The 24,108-nt window shown below is 63.4% G+C and carries 27 protein-coding genes; 11 read left to right on the top strand and 16 right to left on the bottom strand.

Annotated features, from left to right (window positions below; genetic code table 11):
• Nucleotide 1: 1 nt before the first annotated feature.
• The gene (locus tag P7C00_RS08310; RefSeq protein ID WP_346634846.1) at nt 2-940 is read right to left on the bottom strand and encodes an aspartyl/asparaginyl beta-hydroxylase domain-containing protein; all 939 of its coding nucleotides are present in this window, start codon (nt 938-940) and stop codon (nt 2-4) included.
• 225 nt (nt 941-1,165) lie between these two features.
• Nucleotides 1,166-2,140, bottom strand: a complete 975-nt coding sequence (gene cysK, locus P7C00_RS08305; protein ID WP_221809074.1) for a cysteine synthase A — start codon at nt 2,138-2,140, stop codon at nt 1,166-1,168.
• A gap of 127 nt (nt 2,141-2,267) precedes the next feature.
• Between cysK and P7C00_RS08300 the strand changes: the two genes are divergently transcribed.
• From P7C00_RS08300 to P7C00_RS08290, 3 genes are all read left to right on the top strand, one after another.
• Nucleotides 2,268-3,344, top strand: a complete 1,077-nt coding sequence (locus tag P7C00_RS08300) for a DUF748 domain-containing protein (RefSeq protein WP_346634847.1) — start codon at nt 2,268-2,270, stop codon at nt 3,342-3,344.
• 143 nt (nt 3,345-3,487) lie between these two features.
• On the top strand, nt 3,488-4,333 hold the full coding sequence (locus P7C00_RS08295; RefSeq protein ID WP_346634848.1) for a MoxR family ATPase: 846 nt from the start codon (nt 3,488-3,490) through the stop codon (nt 4,331-4,333).
• A gap of 164 nt (nt 4,334-4,497) precedes the next feature.
• The gene (locus P7C00_RS08290) at nt 4,498-5,676 is read left to right on the top strand and encodes a VWA domain-containing protein (protein WP_123726433.1); all 1,179 of its coding nucleotides are present in this window, start codon (nt 4,498-4,500) and stop codon (nt 5,674-5,676) included.
• Nucleotides 5,677-5,748: 72 nt separating this feature from the next.
• Here the strand turns inward: P7C00_RS08290 and P7C00_RS08285 are convergent, their stop codons facing one another.
• The 4 genes from P7C00_RS08285 to P7C00_RS08270 form a co-directional block, all read right to left on the bottom strand.
• Nucleotides 5,749-6,666 (bottom strand): biotin-dependent carboxyltransferase family protein, encoded by a 918-nt coding sequence (locus tag P7C00_RS08285; RefSeq protein ID WP_346634849.1) that lies wholly within the window; start codon nt 6,664-6,666, stop codon nt 5,749-5,751.
• Nucleotides 6,663-7,367 carry a 5-oxoprolinase subunit PxpB gene (gene pxpB / locus P7C00_RS08280; RefSeq protein WP_404938637.1) on the bottom strand — a complete coding sequence of 235 codons (705 nt, stop codon included), beginning with the start codon at nt 7,365-7,367 and terminating at the stop codon, nt 6,663-6,665. The genes P7C00_RS08285 and pxpB overlap by 4 nt, the downstream gene beginning before the upstream one ends.
• Nucleotides 7,364-8,116, bottom strand: coding sequence for a 5-oxoprolinase subunit PxpA (locus P7C00_RS08275; RefSeq protein ID WP_346634851.1), 753 nt, complete (start codon nt 8,114-8,116; stop codon nt 7,364-7,366). Before P7C00_RS08275 ends, pxpB begins: the two co-directional genes overlap by 4 nt.
• 71 nt (nt 8,117-8,187) lie before the next feature.
• Nucleotides 8,188-9,471, bottom strand: a complete 1,284-nt coding sequence (locus tag P7C00_RS08270; protein WP_404938635.1) for an MFS transporter — start codon at nt 9,469-9,471, stop codon at nt 8,188-8,190.
• Nucleotides 9,472-9,609: 138 nt separating this feature from the next.
• Between P7C00_RS08270 and P7C00_RS08265 the strand changes: the two genes are divergently transcribed.
• A complete protein-coding gene (locus tag P7C00_RS08265) occupies nt 9,610-10,530 on the top strand; it encodes a LysR family transcriptional regulator (protein WP_346634853.1) in 921 nt (306 codons plus the stop codon).
• Nucleotides 10,531-10,814: 284 nt separating this feature from the next.
• On the opposite strand, the gene P7C00_RS08260 is transcribed toward P7C00_RS08265, so the two are convergent.
• Genes P7C00_RS08260 through P7C00_RS08250 form a run of 3 tightly spaced genes read right to left on the bottom strand, consistent with a single transcriptional unit; the run spans nt 10,815 to nt 12,674 of the window.
• Complete coding sequence (locus tag P7C00_RS08260) at nt 10,815-11,357, bottom strand: DUF2937 family protein (protein WP_346634854.1); 543 nt, start codon at nt 11,355-11,357, stop codon at nt 10,815-10,817.
• A gap of 10 nt (nt 11,358-11,367) precedes the next feature.
• Entirely contained in the window at nt 11,368-12,144 is a 777-nt protein-coding gene (locus P7C00_RS08255) for a class II glutamine amidotransferase (RefSeq protein WP_123726440.1), read from the bottom strand.
• 32 nt (nt 12,145-12,176) lie between these two features.
• Nucleotides 12,177-12,674, bottom strand: a complete 498-nt coding sequence (locus tag P7C00_RS08250; RefSeq protein WP_346634855.1) for an MFS transporter — start codon at nt 12,672-12,674, stop codon at nt 12,177-12,179.
• Between the two features lie 100 nt (nt 12,675-12,774).
• On the opposite strand from P7C00_RS08250, the gene P7C00_RS08245 reads away from it, so the two are divergent.
• Together P7C00_RS08245 and P7C00_RS08240 are read left to right on the top strand one after the other, a co-directional pair.
• Complete coding sequence (locus P7C00_RS08245) at nt 12,775-14,829, top strand: S9 family peptidase (RefSeq protein WP_404938633.1); 2,055 nt, start codon at nt 12,775-12,777, stop codon at nt 14,827-14,829.
• Between the two features lie 103 nt (nt 14,830-14,932).
• A complete protein-coding gene (locus tag P7C00_RS08240; protein WP_346634857.1) occupies nt 14,933-15,406 on the top strand; it encodes a cyclic nucleotide-binding domain-containing protein in 474 nt (157 codons plus the stop codon).
• Here the strand turns inward: P7C00_RS08240 and P7C00_RS08235 are convergent.
• Nucleotides 15,403-15,717, bottom strand: a complete 315-nt coding sequence (locus tag P7C00_RS08235; RefSeq protein ID WP_123726443.1) for a hypothetical protein — start codon at nt 15,715-15,717, stop codon at nt 15,403-15,405. The genes P7C00_RS08240 and P7C00_RS08235 overlap by 4 nt on opposite strands.
• Nucleotides 15,718-15,792: 75 nt before the next feature.
• On the opposite strand from P7C00_RS08235, the gene P7C00_RS08230 reads away from it, so the two are divergent.
• From P7C00_RS08230 to P7C00_RS08215, 4 genes are all read left to right on the top strand, one after another.
• A complete protein-coding gene (locus P7C00_RS08230) occupies nt 15,793-16,479 on the top strand; it encodes a spermidine synthase (RefSeq protein ID WP_404938631.1) in 687 nt (228 codons plus the stop codon).
• 49 nt (nt 16,480-16,528) lie between these two features.
• The gene (locus tag P7C00_RS08225; RefSeq protein ID WP_346634859.1) at nt 16,529-16,906 is read left to right on the top strand and encodes a YajD family HNH nuclease; all 378 of its coding nucleotides are present in this window, start codon (nt 16,529-16,531) and stop codon (nt 16,904-16,906) included.
• A gap of 117 nt (nt 16,907-17,023) precedes the next feature.
• Nucleotides 17,024-17,491, top strand: coding sequence for an RNA methyltransferase (locus P7C00_RS08220; RefSeq protein ID WP_102861638.1), 468 nt, complete (start codon nt 17,024-17,026; stop codon nt 17,489-17,491).
• An 82-nt stretch (nt 17,492-17,573) separates the two neighbouring features.
• Entirely contained in the window at nt 17,574-17,945 is a 372-nt protein-coding gene (locus tag P7C00_RS08215; protein ID WP_346634860.1) for a DUF2892 domain-containing protein, read from the top strand.
• Nucleotides 17,946-17,957: 12 nt separating this feature from the next.
• Here P7C00_RS08215 and P7C00_RS08210 read toward each other — a convergent pair whose 3' ends face one another.
• Together P7C00_RS08210 and P7C00_RS08205 are read right to left on the bottom strand one after the other, a co-directional pair.
• Nucleotides 17,958-19,193, bottom strand: coding sequence for a hypothetical protein (locus P7C00_RS08210; protein WP_404938629.1), 1,236 nt, complete (start codon nt 19,191-19,193; stop codon nt 17,958-17,960).
• Between the two features lie 50 nt (nt 19,194-19,243).
• Nucleotides 19,244-19,693, bottom strand: coding sequence for a YcgN family cysteine cluster protein (locus tag P7C00_RS08205; RefSeq protein WP_102861635.1), 450 nt, complete (start codon nt 19,691-19,693; stop codon nt 19,244-19,246).
• 274 nt (nt 19,694-19,967) lie between these two features.
• Here P7C00_RS08205 and P7C00_RS08200 point away from each other — a divergent pair, with 274 nt between their 5' ends.
• The gene (locus P7C00_RS08200; RefSeq protein WP_123726448.1) at nt 19,968-20,561 is read left to right on the top strand and encodes a nitroreductase family protein; all 594 of its coding nucleotides are present in this window, start codon (nt 19,968-19,970) and stop codon (nt 20,559-20,561) included.
• A 112-nt stretch (nt 20,562-20,673) separates the two neighbouring features.
• Here P7C00_RS08200 and P7C00_RS08195 read toward each other — a convergent pair whose 3' ends face one another.
• From P7C00_RS08195 to P7C00_RS08180, 4 genes are all read right to left on the bottom strand, one after another.
• Nucleotides 20,674-21,606, bottom strand: coding sequence for a D-2-hydroxyacid dehydrogenase (locus P7C00_RS08195; RefSeq protein ID WP_346634862.1), 933 nt, complete (start codon nt 21,604-21,606; stop codon nt 20,674-20,676).
• A 119-nt stretch (nt 21,607-21,725) separates the two neighbouring features.
• A complete protein-coding gene (locus P7C00_RS08190) occupies nt 21,726-22,019 on the bottom strand; it encodes a YcgL domain-containing protein (protein WP_072451013.1) in 294 nt (97 codons plus the stop codon).
• A complete protein-coding gene (rnd, locus tag P7C00_RS08185) occupies nt 22,016-23,149 on the bottom strand; it encodes a ribonuclease D (protein WP_346634863.1) in 1,134 nt (377 codons plus the stop codon). The genes P7C00_RS08190 and rnd overlap by 4 nt, the downstream gene beginning before the upstream one ends.
• A gap of 265 nt (nt 23,150-23,414) precedes the next feature.
• The gene (locus P7C00_RS08180; protein WP_346634864.1) at nt 23,415-24,077 is read right to left on the bottom strand and encodes a methyltransferase domain-containing protein; all 663 of its coding nucleotides are present in this window, start codon (nt 24,075-24,077) and stop codon (nt 23,415-23,417) included.
• Nucleotides 24,078-24,108: the final 31 nt, after the last annotated feature.

Here is a 24,108-nt window from a genome sequence, read left to right as displayed (position 1 = left end):
TTTATCCGAACAGCCACTTCCACAAGACCACCAGCACCACCACCGCCAGCACCGGGCGCAGGATGCGGTAGAGCTTGGGATTGCGACGCTTCCACTGCTTGACCACACCACTGAAGCTGTCGCTGAAACGCTTGCTCCAGGCATAGGCCTGGTTGATTCCGCCGACGCGCTCGTCGTCGAGGTTCTGCGGCGCAGTAGCACGACCCAACTGGGCGCTGACCCAGCGATTGATACGGGTCATCAGGCGGCTGCTCAGCGGACGCTCGATGTCGCAGAACAGGATGACCCGGGTGACGTCGGTTTCGTTCTTCACCCAGTGCACGTAGGTCTCGTCGAACATCACGTCTTCACCGTCACGCCAGGCGTATTCCTCACCATCGACAAAGATCCGGCACGCGTCGGAGTTGGGGGTCGACAGCCCCAGGTGATAACGCAGGGAGCCGGCAAAGGGGTCGCGGTGCGGGTTCAGGTGGCTGCCACCGGGCAGCAGGGCGAACATCGCGCCCTTGACGTTGGGAATGGCGCTCACCAGCTCCACGGTCTTCGGGCACAGGGCCTCGGCCGAGGGCAGTGGCTTGTCGTACCACTTGAGGTAGAAACGCTTCCAGCCCTTCTTGAAGAACGAGCCGAAGCCGGCGTCGTTGTTCTTCTCGGCAGCGCGGATGTAACCCTCGTCGAACAGGTGCATGGCCTCTTCGCGGATCACTTCCCAGTTGTCCCGCAGGATATCCAGCTCGGGGAACTTGCTGCGGTCCAGGTAGGGCTTGGAAGGCACCCCGGAGAACAGGTACATCAATGCGTTATAAGGGGCGAACAGCGCCGAATGGTTGACGAACTGGCGCAGTACCGGCAGACGCGCCTTGCCGCGCAGGTGCACGTAGAGAATGCTGCCGACGAACAGCGACAACACCGCGACCTTGGCGGTAAAGGAAAAGCTCATGCAACGACTCCTAGGAAATAGGTACCTGTAGGGGAATGTTCACCCGACCTGGCAGCCGGCAATGATAAACACTCCTGGGCCCTGGAAAAACCCGCACAACCCAACATTCAGCGTTAACGGTTATGCAACAAAGGCGTTAAGTAGCATAAGCAGCCAGGCCCTGGCCTGATATGGGTCAGCATTCGCCGGCAAGCCGGCTCCTACGGGCGAATGCCTGACCCGCGCTTACTGTTGGTTTTCCTGCTCGGTGAACAGATCGCTGAAGAGCATGCTCGACAGGTAGCGTTCCCCGGAATCGGGCAGGATCACCACGATGGTCTTGCCCTGCATTTCCGGGGTTTCCGCCAGGCGCACCGCCACCGCCATTGCCGCTCCGCAGGAGATGCCGCAGAGGATGCCCTCTTCCTGCATCAGCCGCAGGGCCATGGCCTTGGATTCCTCATCGGTCACCAGCTCGACCCGGTCGACCATTTCCAGATCCAGGTTCTTCGGCACGAAACCGGCGCCGATACCCTGGATCTTGTGGGGGCTGGGCTTGATTTCTTCACCGGCCAGTTTCTGGCTGATCACCGGCGAAGTGGCCGGCTCCACCGCCACCGAGAGAATCGGCTTGCCCTGAGTCTTCTTGATGTAGCGCGACACGCCGCTGATGGTGCCACCTGTACCGACCCCGGCCACCAGCACGTCCACGGCGCCGTCGGTGTCGTTCCAGATTTCAGGACCGGTGGTTTTCTCGTGGATCGCCGGGTTGGCCGGGTTATCGAACTGCTGTGGCATGAAGTACTTGGACGGATCGCTGGCGAGAATTTCCGCGGCCTTTTCAATCGCCCCTTTCATGCCCTTGGCCGGCTCGGTGAGCACCAGTTCGGCGCCCAGGGCCTTGAGCACCTTGCGCCGCTCGATGCTCATGGACGCCGGCATGGTCAGCATCAGTTTGTAGCCACGGGCGGCCGCGACGAAGGCCAGGCCAATCCCGGTATTGCCCGAGGTGGGCTCGACGATGGTCATGCCCGGCTTGAGCTTGCCGCTGCTTTCCGCGTCCCAGATCATGTTGGCGCCGATCCGGCATTTCACCGAGTAGCCCGGGTTACGCCCTTCGATCTTGGCCAGGATGGTCACGCCACGAGGGGCGATGCGGTTGATCTGCACCAAGGGCGTGTTGCCGATGGAATGGGCGTTGTCAGCAAAAATTCGGCTCATGGCTGGGTCCTTATGCAGCAGTGAAGAAGTCCTCAAGGGTATGCCTGGTGCCCTTGAGCGTCCAGTCGCGCCGAACGACTGCGGCCCCAGGCAGTCAATGCCTTTATACGGCTGGAGACTGCTGATCATGAAACGTCGTTACCGTTGGCCCCTATGGACCCTGGCCGGCCTGCTGGTCCTGCTGCTGGCCCTGCACTTCACCCTGCCCTATCTGGTGCGCGACTACCTGAATGACAAACTGGCGGACATGGGCGACTACCGTGGCCAGATCAGCGATATCGACCTGGCCCTGTGGCGCGGCGCCTACCGCATCAACGGGCTGGAGATCGTCAAGGTCAGCGGCAAGGTGCCGGTGCCCTTCGTCAAGGCGCCGCTGATCGACTTGGCGGTGAGCTGGCATTCCCTGTGGTACGACCACGCCGTGGTGGCCAAGGTACAGTTCGTCCAGCCGGAGCTGAACTTCGTCGATGGCGGCGCGGACAAGCAAGCCTCGCAGACCGGTGAAGGCACCGACTGGCGGGCCCAGTTGGGCAAGCTGTTGCCCATCACCCTCGACGAGGTGCGGATCAGCGACGGCAAGATCCACTTTCGCAACTTCAGTTCCACCCCCCCGGTGAACATCGGCGCCACCCAGGTCAATGCCAGTTTCTACAACCTGACCAACGTGGTGGATACCCAGGGCAAGCGCGATGCGCGCTTCGACGGCAAGGCCCTGCTGCAAGGCCAGGCCCCCATGGAAAGCACCGCCACCTTCGATCCCCTGAGCAATTTCGAGGACTTCGAATTCCGTCTGCGGGCCCGGGATATCGAACTCAAGCGCTTCAACGACTTCGCCTCGGCCTACGGCAAGTTCGACTTCAATGCCGGCCACGGCGACGTGGTGATCGAAGCCCAGGCCGAGAAGGGCCAACTGCACGGCTATATCAAGCCGTTGCTGCGGGACGTGGAAATCTTCAATTGGCAGCAGGATGTGCAGAACCGCAACAAGGGGATATTGCGCTCGGTATGGGAAGCCCTGGTGGGAGCCGGGGAAAACCTGCTGAAGAACCAGCGCAAGAACCAGTTCGCCACCCGGGTCGAACTCAGCGGCAGCGTGCACCAGCAAGATATCAGCGCATTCCAGGCGTTTTTGCAGATTTTGCGCAACGGGTTCATCCAGGCCTTCAATGCCCGTTACGAACAACCCAAGCCCTCGACTGACTGAGTCACCCCGTGACGCTCCATTCAGAGACTGAATGGGGCGTCCACGTTCACAGTCGACCGGGCAGCGCGTTATAGTCGCGCCATCACTCCCCATTCAATCGACCTGCCCCGGGCAGCTCGCCGTCACCGTTCGAGGAATTGCAGATGAAGTTCGAAGGCACCCGTGCATACGTCGCCACCGATGACCTGAAGCTGGCAGTCAATGCCGCCATCACCCTGGAGCGGCCGTTGCTGGTCAAGGGCGAACCCGGCACCGGCAAGACCATGCTCGCCGAGCAACTGGCCGAATCCTTTGGCGCCAAGCTGATCACCTGGCACATCAAGTCCACCACCAAGGCCCACCAGGGCCTCTACGAGTACGACGCGGTCAGCCGCCTGCGCGACTCCCAGCTGGGGGTGGACAAGGTCCACGACATCCGCAACTACCTGAAAAAAGGCAAGCTCTGGGAAGCCTTCGAGTCCGAGGAGCGGGTGATCCTGCTGATCGACGAAATCGACAAGGCGGACATCGAATTCCCCAACGACCTGCTGCAGGAACTCGACAAGATGGAGTTCTACGTCTACGAAATCGACGAGACCATCAAGGCCAAGCAGCGGCCGATCATCATCATTACCTCCAACAACGAGAAAGAGCTGCCGGACGCCTTCCTGCGTCGCTGCTTCTTCCACTACATCGCCTTCCCCGACCGCACCACCCTGCAGAAAATCGTCGACGTGCACTACCCCGACATCAAGAAAGACCTGGTCAGCGAAGCCCTGGACGTGTTCTTCGACGTGCGCAAAGTGCCGGGCCTGAAGAAGAAGCCCTCGACCTCGGAACTGGTGGACTGGCTCAAGCTGTTGATGGCCGACAACATCGGCGAAGCGGTGCTGCGCGAGCGTGATCCGACCAAGGCCATCCCGCCCCTGGCCGGCGCCCTGGTGAAAAACGAGCAGGATGTACAACTGTTGGAGCGCCTGGCATTCATGAGCCGTCGCGGAAATCGCTAGGCTCTGCCCAGAAGCGGCCTGCGCGTCGATCATGCTGCGTTAAAAACAGGTTCGGAATGCTCATTTAGCAGGCTAAACTCCGCTTCCTCTCCTGTTTTTGCCTTGCCTGATCGCCGCTCGGCGAGCTTCTGAACAGACCCAAAGATTATTAGAGAGCGATAGACATGCTGCTCAACCTGTTCAATGAAATGCGCGCGGCCAAGGTGCCGGTGTCGGTACGCGAGCTGCTGGACCTGATCAACGCGCTCAAGCAGCGCGTGACCTTCGCCGACATGGACGAGTTCTACTACCTCGCCCGGGCGATCCTGGTGAAGGATGAACGGCATTTCGACAAGTTCGACCGGGCTTTCGGTGCCTACTTCAACGGCCTGGAAAAGCTCGATGACCACCTGCAGGCGCTGATCCCCGAGGATTGGCTGCGCAAGGAATTCGAGCGCTCCCTGAGCGATGAAGAACGGGCGCAGATCCAGTCCCTGGGCGGGCTGGACAAGCTCATCGAAGAGTTCAAGAAACGCCTGGAAGAACAGAAGGAACGCCACGCCGGCGGCAACAAGTGGATCGGCACCGGCGGCACCAGCCCCTTCGGCTCCGGCGGTTTCAACCCGGAAGGCATCCGCGTCGGCGACGCCGGCAAGCGCCAGGGCAAGGCGGTGAAAGTCTGGGACCAGCGCGAATACAAGAACCTCGACGACTCGGTGGAGCTGGGCACCCGCAACATCAAGGTGGCCCTGCGCCGGCTGCGCAAGTTCGCGCGCCAGGGGGCGGCGGAGGAGCTGGACATCGACGGCACCATCGACCACACCGCCCGCGATGCCGGGCTGCTGAACATCCAGATGCGCCCGGAGCGACGCAATAGCATCAAGCTGCTGTTGCTGTTCGACATCGGCGGTTCCATGGATGCCCACGTGAAGATCTGCGAGGAATTGTTCTCGGCCTGCAAGACCGAGTTCAAGCACCTGGAGTACTACTACTTCCACAACTTCATCTATGAATCGGTGTGGAAGAACAACATGCGCCGCGGCTCCGAGCGCACCTCGACCCAGGACCTGCTGCACAAGTACGGCGCCGACTACAAAGTGATCTTCGTCGGTGACGCCGCCATGGCGCCCTACGAAATCACCCAGGCCGGCGGCAGCGTCGAGCACTGGAACGAAGAAGCCGGCTACGTGTGGATGCAGCGCTTCATGGAAAAGTACAAGAAGCTCATCTGGATCAATCCCTACCCGAAAGACACCTGGGGCTACACCGCTTCGACCAACATCGTCCGCGATCTGATCGAGGACCAGATGTACCCGCTAACCTTGCGCGGCCTGGAAGAAGGCATGCGCTTCCTGTCCAAATAAACCCGTTCGCCAGCCAGCTGGCTCCTACACAACCCTGTAGGAGCCGGCTTGCCGGCGAAGCTCTTCAGCCCCTCACCCGAACCGGCGCAGGAACGCCACCTGCTGCCGATGCGCCGTCTCTTGCACCACCGGCGTCAAACGCAGCTCACTGCCCGGCAAACACTGCGCCAGGCGCGCCAGTGACAGCGGCGTCAACGCCCCTAATCGCGGATAGCCGCCAATGGTCTGCCGATCATTGAGCAGGACGATTGGCTGGCCGTCCGGCGGCACCTGGATCGCCCCCAGGGGAATGCCCTCGGAAATCATTGGCCGGCCCTGATACTGCAAGGTCGGCCCCAGCAAGCGAGCTCCCATGCGATCCGCCCGGCTGTCCAGGGTCCAGGTGCTGTTGAAGGCGTCGAACAGGCTCAACCCGCTGAACTGGCCGATCTGCGCACCCAGGATCACCTCCAGCGGTGCAGCGGATTGCCAATCCGGCAACTGCGCAGCCGACAGACTCCTGAGCGCACCACCGGTTCCCGAATAGCTCAGCACTCCCCCCTCACTCAGCGCCCGACCGTAACCATCAAGCCCACCGAGAGCCTCGCGCAGCACACTGGCGCAACTGCCCAACACCTTGGGCGCATCGAAACCGCCAGGGGCCGCCAGATAGGCCCGAGCCCCAAAGAACGGCTGGGTGAATCGCAGGCGCTGGCCTTTTTGCAGGATGAAACTGCGCCCCGGGGTCAAAGGCCGCTCATCGACATAGGCCCCAAGATCGGCCCCGGCCAGGGCCAGCAGGCAATAGTCCTCGGCCAGCAGGGTGAAACCGCCCAGGGTGATTTCCACCACGGGTGCATCCAGGGCGTTGCCCAGCAGCCAGTTGGCCCAGGACATGGACACCCAGTCCAACGCCCCGCCCTGGGTCACCCCCAGGTGGCGCACGCCAAAGCGTCCGCCATCCTGCAGCAGGCACAAAGGCGTGCTGGCCTCGATCGACAGGCGGCTCATGCCGGCACCTCCAGCGGCGTGTCATCGCCCCCCAGGCGGATGAACTCGGCATGCTCCACCGGGGTAAAACGCACCCGATCCCCAGGTTGCATCAGGCTGTAGCCCTCGCGCTCGCGATCGAACAGTCGACTCGGGGTGCGACCAATCAGGTTCCAGCCCCCCGGCGACACCACCGGATAAGCCGCCGTCTGGCGCTCGGCAATGCCGACGCTACCCGCTGCCACACGCTTGCGCGGGGTGTTCAGCCTGGGCGCCGCCAACCGCTCCTCCACCAGCCCCATAAAAGCGAACCCGGGAGCGAAGCCCAGGGCAAACACCTGGTACTCACGCTGGCTGTGACGCTGGATCACTTCGGCCACCGACAGCCCGCTGCGCCGGGACAGCAGCGCCAGTTCAGGCCCTACACTGGGGTCGTACCACACCGGCAATACATGCTCGCGCCCAGCCTGAGCGCTACCGGGCGCCAGATCGGTCAAGGCCAGCTCGATCCGCGCGCGGGCCTCGGACGGGCTCAAGGCCTGTAGGTCGTAATGCACCATCAGCGTGGTGTAGGACGGCACCAGATCGATCAGTTGTTCACCGAAAGCCTGGCGCAGGCCCTCGGCGGCGGCCAGCATCCAGGGCATGTTGTCCTCGGCGATCACCTCGAACAGCCGCACCATCAGGCAGTCGATGGCGACTACTTCAACCTGTGGCTTCATAGGCCGGACTGCTGGTTCAGGGCTTCGCGAATGCGCTGCACCGCCGCCACCGAACTGGCGTTGTCGCCATGCACGCACAGGGTGTTGGCGTGCAGCAGCAAGGCGCTGCCGTCACTGGCGGTCAAGGTTTCGCCCCGGGCAATGGTCAGGGCCTGCTGGAGAATCGTTTGCGCGTCATGGTGCACCGCCCCCGGCAACTGCCGCGACAGCAGATGCCCGGCGTTGTCGTAGGCACGGTCGGCAAAGGCCTCGAACCACAGGGTCACACCGTATTCATCGCCCAAGGCCTGGGCCGCGCTGTTGTCGCGAGTGGCCATGAGCATCAATGGCAACTGCGGGTCGTAGGCCGCCACCGCCTGGATCACCGCCCGCAACTGGGCGGGCTTGGCCATCATGTCGTTGTACATCGCGCCGTGGGGTTTGACGTACTCGACCCGGCCGCCCTGGGCCCGGCAGATGCCGTCCAGCGCACCGATCTGATAGTGCAGCAGGTCCTGGATTTCCTGGGGCGAGTAGCTCATGGAGCGGCGGCCAAAGCCTGCCAGGTCCTGATACGCCGGATGGGCGCCGATGCGCACGCCGTTGGCCAGGGCCAGGGCCACGGTCTTGCGCATGATGCCTGGGTCGCCGGCATGGAAGCCGCAGGCAATGTTGGCGCAGTCGATAAAAGGCATCACCTCGGCATCCAGCCCCAGGGTCCAGTTGCCAAAGCTTTCGCCGATGTCGCAATTCAATAACAGGCGGCTCACGGTCAGTGCTCCTGTGGTTCTTATAAGGTTCGGTTGCGGGGCGGTCGCGCAATGCTCCCGCAGATTATCAGTTAGCGGGCCTCGAGTTCCTTGCCACGAGTTTCCGGCAGGCTCAGGGCCGCCAGCACCACTACGCCGTAGGACACCGCAGCAAAGGTGCCAATGGCCACGCTCAGCGGCACATGCTGGCTCAACAGGCCGATCAGCAGTGGGAACAGCGCCGCCAGCGCCCGGCCGCTGTTGTAGCAGAAACCCTGGCCGGAACCGCGGATGCGCGTGGGGAACAGTTCCGTCAGGAACGCCCCCATGCCGCTGAAAATGCCCGAAGCGAAAAAGCCCAGGGGAAAGCCCAGCCAGAGCATCACTGCGTTGCTCACCGGCAACTGGGTGTAGAGCAGGACAATGGTGAAAGAACCGGCGGCGAACAGCACGAAGTTCTTCTTGCGGCCGAGAATATCCGTCAGGTAGGCGCTGATCACATACCCCACGTAGGAGCCGGCGATCACCATGGCCAGGTAGCCGCCGGTACTGAGCACGCTCAAGCCGCGCTCGGTCTTGAGGAAGGTCGGCAGCCAGAATGTGATGGCGTAGTAGCCGCCCTGGGCCCCTGCCGCCAGCAAGGAGGCGCGCAAGGTGGTGCTGAGAATCCCCGGGGCGAAGATCTCGTAGAACCGCGCCGGGTTGCTTGGCACTTCACGCGCCTTGGTTTCCCGGTAGACCTCGGGGTCCTTGACCAGGCGACGGACAAAGATCACGAAAATCGCCGGCAGGATGCCCAGCAGAAACAGCCCGCGCCAGGCATCTTCCGGCGGCAAGAGGGAGAACAGCAGCGCATACAGCAGCGCCGTCAGCCCCCAGCCCAGGGCCCAGCCGGATTGCACCATGCCCACCGCCTTGCCACGGTTCTTGGCGCGGATCACTTCGCCGATCAGCACCGCTCCGGCAGTCCACTCGCCGCCGAAGCCGAACCCCATCAAGGTGCGGGCGATCAGCAACTGTTCGTAGTTCTGCGCAAGACCGCAGAGAAAGGTGAAGACGGCGAACCACAGCACCGTGAGTTGCAGGGTGCGTACCCGGCCGATGCGGTCGGAAAGAATTCCGGCGATCCAGCCGCCCAGGGCGGAGGCCAGCAAGGTGCTGGTATGGATCAGGCCGGCTTCGGCGGAAGTGATGCCCCACAGCGCGATCAGGGTCGGGATCACGAAGCTGAGCATCTGGGTGTCCATGCCATCCAGGCCATAACCTATCTTGCAACTCCAGAATGTCCGGCGTTCCTGCTGGTTGATGTCCCGGTACCAGTCAAACGGGCCGGCGCGGCGCGAAGCCTTGGCGGCCAGTGTTTCGGGCGCACTCATGGCGATCTCCAGGGTAGTGTTGTTGGTATTGTTCTGGGCCCCGACGACGCATATCGTGGGTTGGGCCATTCTTCGGTTCAGGCACAACCGGCGTCCAACTAATAAAAACCGCCCCAAGGCATAAGAAAAGTTGATCCCATGAATCTCAAGTTTCTCGAAACCTTCGTCTGGGTGGCGCGGCTCAAGAGCTTCAGCCTCACCGCGGAAAAACTCTTCACCACCCAGGCGGCGATCTCCAGCCGTATTGCGGTGCTGGAAGGCGAACTGGGGGTGAAGCTGTTCCTGCGCGACTCGCGGGGCGTCAGCCTGACCCCGGAAGGCCTCAAGGTGCTGGAGCACGCCGAGCAGATGCTCGACACCCTGCACGTGCTGAAACAGTCCATCGAGGCGCCGTCGAGCAAGGTCGGACGGATTCGCATCGGGGTCATGGACACGGTGATCCACACCTGGCTCAGCCCCCTGGTGGCGGAAATGATGGACCACTACCCGCAAGTGGACATCGAACTGGTGGCCGACACCTCGCTGAACCTGTGCGACCAGCTGCAAAAAGGCTTTCTCGACCTGGTGCTGCAGACCGACCTGCTGCGCCAGGAAAGCATCCGCAGCCTGGAGCTGGCCAGCCACCCGGTGGGCTGGATTGCCGCCAGCAATTCGATCTACAACCGCGACTACGCCAATCTCGCCGAGCTGGCCCGAGAGCGAATCATCACCTATTCGAAGAACTCCCTGCCCCACCAGCAGGTGCTGAGCCTGATGCAGGCCAACGGGGTGCTGGCGCCACGGCTCAATTGCGTCAACTCGGTGTCGGCCATCACCCGCCTGCTCAGGGACGGCTTCGGGATTGGCGCCCTGCCGCCGGTGCTGGTGCGCGAGGAACTGGCCCGTGGCGAACTGACCTTGCTGGCCATCGACCAGCGCCCGCCCAACCTGCAGGTGGTGGTGTCGTGGCGCGTAGGCGTGGAGCTGGTGGAGGATATCGTGGAGCTGTGCCAGCGCGTGGTGCAGCGCTATGGGCAGAAAGTGGGCCAGGAGCACATCATCCTGATTGAGCCCGCATAGGCGTCGGCTTGCCAGCGAATGCACTCTTCAGCCTTGTGCCTGTCTTGCGGGCCTCTTCGCCGGCAAGCCGGCTCCTACACAGACCCCGCTGGCGAGTCGACATCCGTAGGAGCTGGCTTGCCAGCGAATGCACTCTTCAGCCTTGTGCAGGTCTTGCAGGCCTCTTCGCCGGCAAGCCGGCTCCTACACAAACCCCGCTGGCGAGTCGACATCCGTAGGAGCTGGCTTGCCAGCGAATGCGCCAGCCTTGTGCAGGTGTTGCCGGCACCTGCAGTGCGGGGCGCTCAGAGGCCCTTGAGGTCGCGCTCTTCGATCGGACGGCTCTGGCGCAAACGCCGGCCTCCCAGCACCACCCAATCGATCAGGCGGTACAGGCACTCAAGTCCGAAGGACAGCAGCAAGGCGCCGCTCATGCCCCAGATCATCGCTTCCGGGGTCAGCAGGATCTGGTAGCTGTAGCCATCCCAGGTTTCCTTGCGGATATCCGGGTCGGCTGCCAGGGCCACTTGCAGCAGGCGGATGTACCAGGGGCCCTGCATCGCCTGGTATTGCTTGTCCAGGGCCAACTGACGATGAAGCAAGCCGCTCAGGCTCTCGGCATCGCTGCGAAACACCGGGTCCTCGCTGGCCCGGTAATGGGCCACCAGGGCGTTCAGGTCGCCCTTGAAAAACTGCGCGGCGGTGCCCTGGAAGCCCCGCAGGCTGTTCTGCGATTCAATCAGGTGAGCCTCGACGCGCTTGGCGTAATCGCTGATGAAACCCGGCACTTGCACACCGATCAACAGGCCGGCGGCGAACAACACCAGCCGCAGATAACTGAGCAACATAGGGATGTCCTTATTCGGTCTGGCCGTGGCTGACGCATTCACCGCGTCGCCACAGGCTCCATTGGCCCGGCTGGTAGCGGGTCCAGGTTTCGTTTTCAGTCAAGGGTTCGGTGGCGATCACCGTGACCACGTCGTTGGGGGTGGTTTCCGCCTGGAAATCGACAATCACATCGACGTCCTTGAGCCGGGCCGGACCGAATGGGGCACGTCGGGTGATCTGCGCCAGCTTGGTGGAGCAGAAGCAGAACAGCCAGTCACCGTCACTGAGCAAGCCATTGAACACGCCTTTGCTGCGGTATTCGCTGCAGGCCTGGATCAGGGTCGGCAGCAACTGCTCGACCTCCACCGGCTCGGGAAAGGCTTCGCGTACCCGGTTGAGCAGGTCACAGAACGCCGCCTCGCTGTCGGTATCCCCCACCGGGCGATAGAAACTGGCCTGGGGCTGGAAGTCCGCCAACTGGCCGTTATGGGCGAAGCACCAGTTACGGCCCCAGAGTTCACGGACAAAGGGATGGGTGTTGGCCAGGCAGACCTTGCCGACGTTGGCCTGGCGGATGTGGCCGATCACCACTTCGCTCTTGATCGGGTAGCGCTGCACCAGGTTGGCCACTTCCGACTCGCTGCTGGCCGCCGGGTCCTGGAACAGGCGCAGACCACGGCCTTCATAGAAAGCGATACCCCAACCGTCGCGATGGGGGCCGGTACGGCCGCCGCGCTGCATCAGCCCGGTAAAGCTGAAGACGATATCGGTCGGTACATTGGCGCTCATGCCCAATAACTCACACATGCTCGGACTCTCGCTGCAATGCCGGGGCCAGGTTACAGACGCGGCTCGACCCGCGTGTTCAGAGGGGTGCCCGCAGCAGGCGGACGACCATAACGGTCATTGCCGGCGCCGCCAAAGGGCTGGTCATCCTCCACTTCGGCAGCCTTGGCCGCGGCTTGCGCCGCTTCGTTGCGCTGGCGGCGCTCCTCGGCAGCACGCTCGATGGGCCAGCGGATCAGCACGAACAGCAGGTAGACGCCAAAGGCGATCATGCCGTACATGAACAGATCGGACACTGCGCGCCAGGCGTTGTTGCCGACCTTGAAGGCCATATCCAGGGCAGTGATGGCCACGGCCGGGGCATATTTTTCTTTGACAGGGTCGATGATGGTGGGGCTCAACAGCAGCACTGCCATCAGTACACGCAGCGGCTCGCGCAGCCAGCGCCACATCCAGCGGGTCAGGCGCATCCACACCAGCAGGCAGCCCAAAGCGGCAAAGGCGTAAAGGCCCCAGGCGATCAGATAGTCGTTCTCGGTCATGGTGTCCATGGCAAGGCAGGCAAAGAGGCGCTTATGATAACGACTTTTCCCGTGTCAGGCTGCACCGCCGTCTGCCAAGCCCTCATTTGTCTTCGTTCGAGAGCCACCCATGCCCCTACCCGCCAACGACAGCAGCGCCCCGATTGCCCACAAGGCCGAAGGCGCTGACCCGTATGCCTGGCTGCAGGAACGCGACACCGACGCGGTGCTCGACTACCTGAACGCTGAAAACAGCTACCAGGAAGCCCGGCTGGCCCACCAGGCGCCCCTGCGCGAGACACTGTTCCAGGAGATCAAGGGACGGATCCTCGAAACCGACCTGTCCCTGCCCTCCCCCTGGGGCCCGTACCTGTATTACACCCGCACCACCGCCGGTGACGAATACGCCCGGCACTATCGCTGCCCGCGCCCGGCAGACGACAGCCTGACGGTGGACGAAAGCCGCGAACAGCTGCTGCTGGACCCCAACGCCCTGGCCAACGGCGGTTTCTTCTCCCTCGGTGCCTTCAGCATCAGCCCCGACCACCAGCGCCTGGCCTACAGCCTCGACACCACCGGCGAGGAAATCTACACCCTGTTCATCAAGGAGCTGTCCAACGGCAAGGTCAGCGAGCTGTCCTTCGACAACTGCGACGGCAGCATGACCTGGGCCAACGACAGCCTGACCCTGTTCTTCGGCGAGCTGGACGACACCCATCGCCCGCACAAACTGTTCCGCTACCGTCTGGACGGCACTGCCGCCGAGGAAGTGTTCCACGAGCCGGACGGACGCTTCTTCCTGCACTGCTACCGCTCAAGCTCCGAGCGCCAATTGCTGCTGTCCCTGGGCAGCAAGACCACCGGCGAAACCTGGGCCCTGGACGCCGCGCAGCCGCAGCTGCCGTTCACCTGCCTGGCGCCACGGGTCGAGGGCCACGAATACGATGTCGATCACGGTCAACTCGACGGCCAGTGGACCTGGTTCATCCGCAGTAACCGCGAGGGCATCAACTTCGCCCTGTATCAGGCAGCCGACCAGGGTGCCATCCCCGAAGAAAGCGACTGGCAGCTGCTGGTCCCGCACAATCCCGAGGTGATGCTCGACGGCGTGACCCTCAACGCCGGCGCCATGACCCTGAGCCTGCGCGAAGGCGGCCTGCCGATCATCGAAGTGCATCCCCAGGACCTGCCCGTGTATCGCGTGCAACTGCCGGACGCGGCCTACAGCCTGCACGTGCAGAACAGCCTGGAGTTTTCCAGCGATCGCATCCGTCTGCGCTACGAGGCGCTGAATCGCCCGGCCCAGGTGCGCCAGCTGCAACTGGCCGACGGTCAACAGCAGGTGCTCAAGGAAACCCCGGTGCTGGGCCCCTTCGATGCCGACGCCTATGTCAGCCAGCGCCTCTGGGCCACCGCTGCCGACGGCACCCAGGTGCCCATCAGCCTGGTGGTCAAGCGCGAGTGCCTGGGCCAACCGACACCGCTGTACCTGTATGGCTACGGCGCCTATGGCGAGAGCCTCGATCCCTGGTTCTCCCATGCCCGCCTGAGCCTGCTGGATCGCGGCGTGGCCTTTGCCATCGCCCATGTGCGTGGCGGTGGCGAGCTGGGGGAAGCCTGGTATCGCGCCGGCAAGCAGGAGCACAAACAGAACACCTTCAGCGACTTCATCGCCTGCGCCGAACACCTGATCGCCCAGGGCCTGACCAGCGCCCAACAACTGGCCATCAGCGGCGGCAGTGCCGGCGGCCTGTTGATCGGCGCCGTGCTCAACCAGCGTCCCGAGCTGTTCCGGGCGGCCATCGCCGAAGTGCCTTTCGTCGACGTGCTCAACACCATGCTCGACCCGGACCTGCCACTGACCGTCACCGAGTACGACGAATGGGGCAATCCCGAGGAGCCTGAGGTCTATGAGCGGATCAAGGCTTACGCCCCCTATGAGAACGTCCGGGCCCAGGCCTACCCGGCGACCCTGGTGATCGCCGGTTACAACGACAGTCGCGTGCAGTACTGGGAAGCCGCCAAATGGGTGGCCAAACTGCGCGCCACCAAGACCGACGACAACCCGCTGCTGCTCAAGACCGAACTGGGTGCCGGTCATGGCGGCATGAGCGGCCGTTACCAGGGATTACGTGACGTAGCCCTCGAATATGCCTTTATCCTGAACATTCTGGGCCTGGACTGAGGAACTACCCGCGGCGCTCCTGTCTTAACACTGGACCGCCGCCGGCAACCGCCGGACCGGGCTTGCGCCCGTGCAACAGACACAAGAAAAAGACCCTGATCCCATGTCTGAACCCACCTTACTGAACAACGAGATCCGCGACTGGCTGATGGACTGCGGCCTGTTCGATCAACTGCTGCCCGCCGACTTCAACGCGGCGGCCGGCTATTTCAGCATCAGCAGCATCGCCGAGGGCGAAGCGATCTTTCATGAGGGCGATGCCGGTAGCTTCATGTGCATCATCCACAGCGGCCAGGTGGCCGTGCAGAAGACCCACCACGACGGCCAGCCCCTGACCATCGCCACCCTGCGCAGCGGCCGGGCCTTTGGCGAAATGGCGGTGCTCGATGGCGAGCGACGCTCCGCCACTTGCGTAGCGGCCAGTCACTGCCAGTTGCTCAACCTGGGCAAGGATTCCCTGGAGAAGATGCTCAACGATGCGCCGAAGATCGCCGCCAAGATCATCCGCGCCCTGGCTATTTCCCTGTCCAAGCGCCTGCGCATGGCCGACGGCCAGTTGCTCGCGCAGCAGATCTAGGCTCCTTGCACCTTGGCCTTGTTGTCGTTCTGCTCCAGCCCCGGCAGAGTCTGGTCCTTGGGCGGCTTGGGCATATCGATCGGCGGTAGCAAGGGCGCGCTGCCACTGCTCCCGGCTTTCGGCGTACTGGGCGGGGTCACTTGCGGATAAGGCGTGGGGGTGGCCGTGCCCGGGGTGCCGAGGGTCGGCGTCGGGGTCACCACCGGGGCGCTTTGCGGCTCGTCGGCCAGGGCCGGGCCAGCACTCAGCGCCAGGGCTGCGGTCAGGGCGAGCGCCGCTTGGGCAATCACCGTTAGAATAGTGCGCTTCATCAATGGCTCCATTGCTATTGTCTGGCGTCAGGCTACTCCCAACCGGGAGCTTTTGCCTTCCTCAATGAGATCTCCATGAAACGTTTCGTACTGCTGGACACTACTCCGATTCCTGAAAACGGCGGTGCCTTGTGCCTGTTCGAATACGGTGAGGATTTCGTCATCAAGATCCAGGGCGGCGACGGCGGCCAATTGATGAACACCCGTATGCACGGCTCCGAGGATGCCCTGGCGCAGATTCCCTGCAGCAAGGTCGCCGGGCGCCCGAACTCGCGGGTGCTGATCGGCGGCCTGGGCATGGGCTTCACCCTGGCCGCGGCCCTCAAGCACCTGGGCCAGAGCGCCGAGGTGGTGGTGGCCGAACTGGTGCCCGGGGTGGTGGAATGGAACCGTGGCCCGCTCGGGGAAAAGTCCGGCCGGCCGCTGCTGGACCCGCGCACGGTGATCCGCCTGGAAGACGTGGCCAAGGTCCTGCAGGCCGAACCCCAGGGCTTCGACGCGATCATGCTCGACGTCGACAACGGCCCTGAAGGCCTGACCCAGAAAGCCAACAGCTGGCTCTACTCCAGCGCCGGCCTGGGTGCCTGTGCCCGGGCCCTGCGGCCCAAGGGCATCCTCGCGGTGTGGTCCGCCAGCGCCGACCAGAAATTCTCCGAGCGCCTGCGCAAGGCCGGTTTCAAGGCCGAGCAAGTGCAGGTCTTCGCCCATGGCAATCGCGGCACCCGGCACACCATCTGGATTGCCGAGAAGCTCAAGGCCTGAGCTAAACTTTGTCCATTACCGTCATTAGTCCTTCTACAAAGGTGAACCCATGAGTTCGTCCACTCCTCCGTCCAACACCGCCAAGCTGGACCGTATCCTTGCCGACGCCCAGCGCGACCGGGAAATGGGCTACCGCGACAAGGCGCTGAAGATGTACCCCCATGTCTGCGGCCGCTGCGCCCGGGAATTCTCCGGCAAGCGCCTGAGCGAGCTGACCGTACACCACCGCGATCACAACCACGACAACAACCCCCAGGACGGTTCCAACTGGGAACTGCTGTGCCTGTACTGCCACGACAACGAGCACTCGCGCTACACCGACCAGCAGTACTTCGGTGAAGGCTCCCTGAGCACCCCGAAAGTCGCCAAGGCAACCCACAACCCGTTCGCCGCCCTGGCCGGGTTGATGAAGAAAGACGGCGAATAACGGCTTCACGGGCAATCCGCTCCTGCAGGAGCGGATTGCCCGTGAACCGCCGAACACCCCGCCACACCCCGCCCAATCCCCGTATAATCGCGCTCTTTTCCCCAAGGCTCCTCGCTCGTGGCAAACAAAAGGTACAGCTGCATCGGTTTGTATAACCCCAAGTCGCCGGAGAACGTCGGTTCGGTGATGCGCGCCGCCGGCTGCTATGGCGTCGCCTCGGTGTTCTACACCGGCAAGCGCTATGAACGTGCCCGCGACTTCGTCACCGACACCAAGAAAGTCCACCAGGACATTCCCCTGATCGGCATCGACGACCTGAAGAAAATCCTCCCCCTGGGCTGCATCCCGGTGGCCGTGGAACTGGTGGAAGGCGCCCGTGCGCTGCCGGAATACACCCACCCGGATCGCGCGCTGTACATCTTCGGTCCGGAAGACGGCTCCCTCGACAAGGAGATCCGCGACTGGTGCGAAGACGTGGTCTACATCCCCACCACCGGCTGCATGAACCTGGCGGCCACGGTCAACGTGGTGCTCTACGATCGCCTGGCCAAAGGCAACAACACCCGCTCCGGTCCAAAGTACTGAAAACCCGCCGATCAATCCCCGGGAACCAGCGACGCCCTGGTGCAGTCAGCTTTGTATCCCACACCGCCCTTGGAGACAGAGCATGAGCGAGCGCAAACAGCTGCAAACGATCGAAGCCACACCCTTGCCGAGCCAACCGACCCAGAACGTCCAGGGCTGGGAGCGCATCGGCTCCCTGGCCGGTGGCGTGGTGATGATGGGCAAGGGCCTGCGCCGCGGCGGCGTGTTCGGCCTGATTCAAGTCGCCATCGGTGGCGTCGCCCTGGCCCGGGGGATTACCGGACACAGCTCGGCGAAAAGCCTGCTGGAGAAGAGCCGCCAGGACATGCACAACGTGCGCACGAAGATCGAACGCGCCGGGGAAGAGCTGCGCAATCTGAAGGCCAATGCCGAAGCCGCCGGGCGCCATGCCAAGACGGCCAGCAATGATGAAGTGAAAGTGCCCAAGGCCTGATACCGGGGCGAATCAGTGCAGCAAGGGGGTGTCGAGGACCTTGGACGATTCGCCCAGCACGTTTTCACTGAGCTGGATGAACTCGGCGGTGCTGACGCTTTCCAGGCGCATCGCCCCTTGCAGCACATCGTCGAGTGAGCGCTTGTTGCGGGTCTTGAGGCGGATTTCCCGATCCAGCTCCTGCAACAGCAGCACGGCCTTGGCCAAGGTGGCGCTGTCCACCTGCTCGCCCCGCAGACTGTCGACCTTGTGACTGTCCCGGACCAGACGCTTGTGCAGCACCTGATAGCGCTCGTCACTGATGCCTCCGGCCCGGCGCAACAGTTCGATGCCGTAGTACTCCGCCAGCCCTTCACTGATCCAATCGCTGCCCTGGCTGTCGTTGATTCGCGACAATGACTGCACCAGCTCCCGCAACAGCGGGCTGCTGCCGCTCTCGCTGACCAGGGGCAGACGGCTATGGAGAAACAGCGAGTCACGCCCCGCCAGACTGCCGCGCCACATCGGATCGGCCGCACCAACGATCAACAGCTTGCCGGGCTGACGCGGGAACACCGCCTGTACTTGCGGCCAGACAAAGGTCAGCAGGGTCAGCACGTCCATACGGCGCATGCCCTGGCCCAGGGGCGACACCACGCTGACTTCGGTTGCTCCCAGACGCGTGCGGCGACTGCCCAGGTTGCCGGCCAGCATCCAGCCGGCGGGACGGTCGAACAGCCGCGAAGGATTGTCGATGCGGAAGCGATTCTTGCCGATACGTGGCCAGGCGGTCTCGATGCTTTTCCAACCGGCCGGCAAGTCGAAATCCAGACGCGCCACCAGTTCGATGCCGTCCTGTTGGTCGAGCCTGGCCGGCGGCACCAGCGTCTCGCCCCGCAGCAAGGCCCAGTTGGCGGTGCTGCGGCTGTCGTAGCTGCCCTTCTTGATGCTGTGACTCAGGCGCACCCTGTAGCTGAGGCTGGCCTTGCCGCTGGCCGGACGCCAGACACCACGCTGGCCGGCGGCATCCGCCGCCCCAGCCTGCCATTGGCCGTCGGCTTTGAAGTCACTGTAGTCGCCGTCCCGGCCCAGGTCGAAGTCCAGGCTGCGCAAGGCCGAACCATCGGCCAGGGTCAGGCGCACCTCGGCCTGATCGCTCTGGGGCAGGAAACGCACGTGATAATCCAGATCGACTTTCTTCGCCGCAAAGGCCGATGCGCTCAATGCCAGCATCGCAGCGGCCAGCGCCAGTTTCGCCCCCACCCTCATACACACTCCTTTCCTGGGTAACCTGGTTCTGCAGCCAACGCGGCGAATCCTCAGCCGGCGCGGAAAATCAGATGATCCTCCCAGTCCTCTTCCGCCACGCTGCCTTCGGCCAGCATGCGCCCGGACTGGGAAATACGTTCGTGGTGCACCGCATCGCGATCGCCACACACCAGATGGTGCCAGAGCGGCAGGTCCTTGCCTTCGCTCACCAGGCGGTAGCCGCAGGTGGGCGGCAGCCACTTGAATTCGTCGGCCTTGCCCGGGGTCAGCTGGATGCAGTCGGGCACCGACGCCCGACGGTTGGGGTAGTCGCTGCACTGGCAGGTTTTCAGGTCCAGCAGTTTGCAGGCGATGCGCGTGTAATAGACGCTGTTGTCGTCCTCGTCCTCAAGCTTTTGCAGGCAGCACAGACCGCAGCCATCGCACAGCGACTCCCATTCGTCCTGGTCGAGCTGTTCGAGGGTTTTGCGTATCCAGAAAGGTTCGACTTTGGCGGCCATGGCTCAAGCATCAGTATCCGAGGGTGAAAAGGCCGCCAGTCTAGTGCCGAAGGCCCGGCGGGCCAAGCGCTTACGACTGTCGGTAGGCCGGGGCTTGTCAGCGGCAGGCCCGCACAGTAGCTTTGCCCCTCGGACCACCCCGCGTCCGTGTGCCATTAACGCTCGACCGCGTCGCACCCGACGAACCCCACAAGGTCAGGAAAACCCCTTCGCCCAGCTCAACTGCGCCTGCCGGTTTACCCCATCTATCTCAAACGTTGCCTGGAGTCTTTGCATGAGCGCCAATCCTCGCGTTGCCGATTACGCCATCCACCCGCAGTTCACCCAGCGCTGGTCGCCACGGGCCTTCACCGGCGAAAACATCCCTGAAGAAACCCTGCTGAGCTTCTTCGAAGCGGCACGCTGGGCCCCTTCGGCCTACAACTCGCAACCCTGGCGCTTTCTCTATGCCCGGCGCGATACGCCGAACTGGGAGCGCTTCCTCGGCCTGCTCAACGAGTTCAACCGTGGCTGGGCGCAACATGCCTCGGCCCTGGTGATCGTGATTTCCAAGACCACCTTCACCGCCCCTGGCGCCACGGAAGAGACCCCGGCCCTGTGGCACACCTTCGACACCGGCTCGGCCTGGGGCCACCTGGCACTGCAGGCCAGCCTCAGCGGCTGGCACACCCACGGCATGGCCGGCTTCGATCAGGAGCTGACCCGCAAGGAGCTGAAGATTCCCGAAGGCTATGCGCTGCACGCTGCGGTAGCGGTGGGCAAGCTGGGAGACAAGTCGAGCCTGGCCGACTACCTGCAGGCCCGGGAAGAGCCGAGCCCGCGTCGTCCACTGAGCGAGACGGTGGCCGAAGGCGATTTCAGCCTGTAACAAAGAATCGGCCCTGTAGGAGCGAGCTTGCTCGCGAAGCCCTAAAGGGCGCCGCGCTGGCCTGGCAAGCGCGGCTTTCGCCAGCAAGCTCGCTCCTACGATCAGGCCTCTCTCAATAGCCGCGGGCGAAATCCACTTCGCCGCGCAAGGCCTGCTTGGCCTCATAGGCCCGCAGGTTGTCGACGAACAACTGCACCATCAGTTCCGGCGAGGTCGGCGCCGAGCTGTGCCCCGTCAGCAGCAAGCCCCAGGCCGTCCAGAACGGGTGTCGTTGCGGCAAGGGTTCCTGGCGGCAGACATCGATCACCGCCCCCGCCAGATGCCCATCCTTGAGGGCCTGCACCAAGTCCCCATCGACCACGGAAACACCCCGGCCCACGTTGATGAACAGCCCCGTGGACTTGAATTGCTTGAACAGCGCCGCGTCGTACAGGTCATGAGTGCTCGGAGTGTTGGGCAGCAGATTGACCACATAATCCACCTCCCCCACCAAGCGTCCCAGGTCTTCCAGGCCCGCCACTTCGACAAAGGGGGCCTGCTCCCGCGCCTGGCTGGCGATGCCGTACAGCTTCACGCCAAAGGGCAGCAGAAATTGCGCCACGCTCTGGCCGATGTCGCCGGTGCCGACGATCAGCACCTTGCGCCCCACCAGGCTCTGGCCCAGGCGGTTGTCCCACTTGCGCTCCACCTGACTGACCAGCCGCGCCAGCACTTCGCGCTCATGGCCAAGGATGTAGGTAAGCACGTACTCGGCCATCACCTGGCCAAAGATGCCTACCGCCCGGGTCAGGCGGTAATGCCGGGGCAGGCCGTCGGCCAGCAACGGGGTGATGCCGGCCCAGGTGGATTGCAGCCACTGGGGCTGATGGCCCTGACGTAACAGGGTCGCCAGCAGGTCCGGCTGGCCCAGCCAAACCGGGCAATCCGCCGCCAGGCGCGACAGCTCGGCAGAGTCGCCACTGGTCAGTACGTCCAGCTCCGGTGCCACCTGACGCAACAGGCGGGCATAAACAGCGTGATCGTGTTCGGCAATCAGAACGCGCATGGTTCAAACCTTAAAAAACGGTGCAGGCCGCCGCCGACGGAGTATTGCTCCATCGATCAAGGCGGTGGCCAGGTCAGTCAGTTGCATTTAACAGAGGCTCGGGACCGAGCCCCTACAGGTCAGACCGGATCATTGCGGCGCAGCAACTCTTCGGGCAGGTGCTCGATGTACTCGTCTTCTGCCGGCGGCATCTGCAAGTGATAGCCCTGCTTCTCGAGGTTTTCCAGCACCTGGTGGATGTCCTCCCGGGACAGCTTGCGCTCCGGGCTCAGCACCAGGTCGAAGGCATGTTGCGGCTTGCCGAAAGCCAGCAGCAGGTTTTCCGGCACGCGTTCCAGGGCCTCGCTTTTCAGTACGTAGAGGTACATCTCGTTCTTGCGCGGGCTTTTATAGATGGAGCAGATACGTTTCAAGGCTGTTCTCCGGCGGTGGCCAGGCTGTCCAGCAGCGCCTGGCCCATCAATTCGCGGCGCCAGCCACGCAGCGAATCAGGCAATTGGTAAGGCCCTTTGGGGTAGCCGCTCTTGAGCAGGCTTTCCAGGGTTTTCTTGCGCAGCATGACTTCCGGCGCGATGCCCAGACGCTCGGCCTCGGCCTGCCCCACGGCCTTGAGGCGCTTGAGCAGGGCCGCGGCTTCGATCGGCAACGGCTCGGGTACGGCCGGCGGCCATTGGTCCGGGCCAAGGGCTGCGGTGCGCTTGATCAGGTCGAGGAGAAATTCGCCGTCCTGACGCACGGTGCGCGGGTGCATGTCTTCGATCTTGGCCAGCGCCGCCAGCGTATCGGGCTGGGTCTTGGCCAGGGGCCAGAGGGCGTGTTCACGCACGATGCGGTTGCGCGGCAAGTCGCGGGCACGGGCTTCACGCTCACGCCAGGCACAGAGCTCACGCAGCACGGCCAGCTGCGCACGGGAGAGTTTCCAGGCCAGCTTGGCCTCACGGTAGACCTCGTTGGGGTCCACTTCGCGGCGCAGGTTGGCCACCAGCTCGGCACCGTCTTCCAGCACCCAGCGGTATTTGTCCTCGGACAGTTTGGGCTGCAGTTCGGTAAAGACCTGGGCCAGGTGTACGGCGTCTTCGGCGGCGTAGCTGACCTGGGTTTCCGAGAGCGGGCGCTGCAGCCAGTCGGAGCGGGTCTCGCCCTTGGGCAGTTCGATGCCCAGGACTTCCTGCACCAGGCGCGAATAGCCCATGGAAAAACCCAGGTTCAGGTAGGCGGCCGCCAGTTGCGTGTCGAACAGCGGCGCCGGCAGGCTGCCGGTCAGGCGCAGCAGGACTTCGAGGTCCTCGCTGCAGGCATGCACCACCTTGACCACCGCCGGGTTCTCCAGCAGGGCCGCCAGGGGCTTCCAGTTGTCGATGGTCAAAGGATCAATCAGGTAAGCGCGCTGCCCATCGCCGATCTGCAACAGGGCGGCGATGGGATAGAAAGTGTCGACCCGCATGAATTCGGTGTCGAGGGCGACGAATGGCAGCTGCTGCCACTCGGCGCAAAGCTGACCGAGGCTATCGTTGTCGCGAATCCAATGTATATCGATGGCCACACGGCTCTCCCTTGAAGAATGGCGCGCAGTATATATCGCCTCCGGCGATTTCTGAGCATTCACCCGACAAGAGCAGGTGCGAAACCTTCTGCCGGACGGCAAGAATAGTCCGAGAGTCGGAATCGGGTTCTGTACGAAAGCTCGCCGAGTGAAGATCAGGCAAGGCAAAAATAGGCGAGCAAGCGGAGTGTAGGGGCCTACATGAGCATTGCGAGCCTGTTTTTAACGCGGCATGGTCGAAACGCAGGCAGTTTTCGTGCAGAACCTAGCTGGGTTTTCTAAGGACATAGACCCGCGCCGCCGCACAACCGGGCAGGAAATCCTGCTGGCTCACGACCTCGAAACCGGCCTGCTTGAACTCGCCTTCCAACTGCACCCTGCCGATCGCCAGTGACGCCGCGGACTCACCCGGCGTGGCCGCAAGGATATTGAACAACGGCTCGACCCGGGCCGCGACGATCACCGAATCACGGCTGACCCGATGAAACTCCCGCAGCAGCGCCAGGCGATCCTCGCTGCGGGTCACATGGGCAAACAGTTGCATGCAGATGATGCTGTCCACCGCATTGGCCGACAGACCGATGTCGAAAGCCGAGCTGTGAAAGGTCTTGACCCGTTGCAGCAGGCTGGCCGGGTGATGGGTCTGGGCATGATTGAGCATGTCCTGGGAAGGGTCCGCCGCCAGGATCACCCGGTTGCCATGCTCGGCCAGCACCGGCCAGTAGCGCCCGGCACCACAGGCCACATCCAGGATCAGTCCCGGCTCCCCGGCCACTTTCAGGGCATGACGTACCAGGCGCGCCGTGCGCCAGAGCGCCAGACGTGCGGCGAGCCCGGCAGGCCGGGGCTCACCGCAGACACGGGCGTGCTCCTGGTCATAGCGTCGAGCGAACTCCAGCTCGATGGACGGTGGGGGGTGAGACGACATGACTGGCGAACTCTTGTAGGTATCCAGAAGC

It is taken from the genome of Pseudomonas sp. JDS08PS003, assembly GCF_045013505.1.
Classification (GTDB): domain Bacteria; phylum Pseudomonadota; class Gammaproteobacteria; order Pseudomonadales; family Pseudomonadaceae; genus Aquipseudomonas; species Aquipseudomonas protegens_B.
This window is presented reverse-complemented; position numbering and strand designations above follow the sequence as displayed.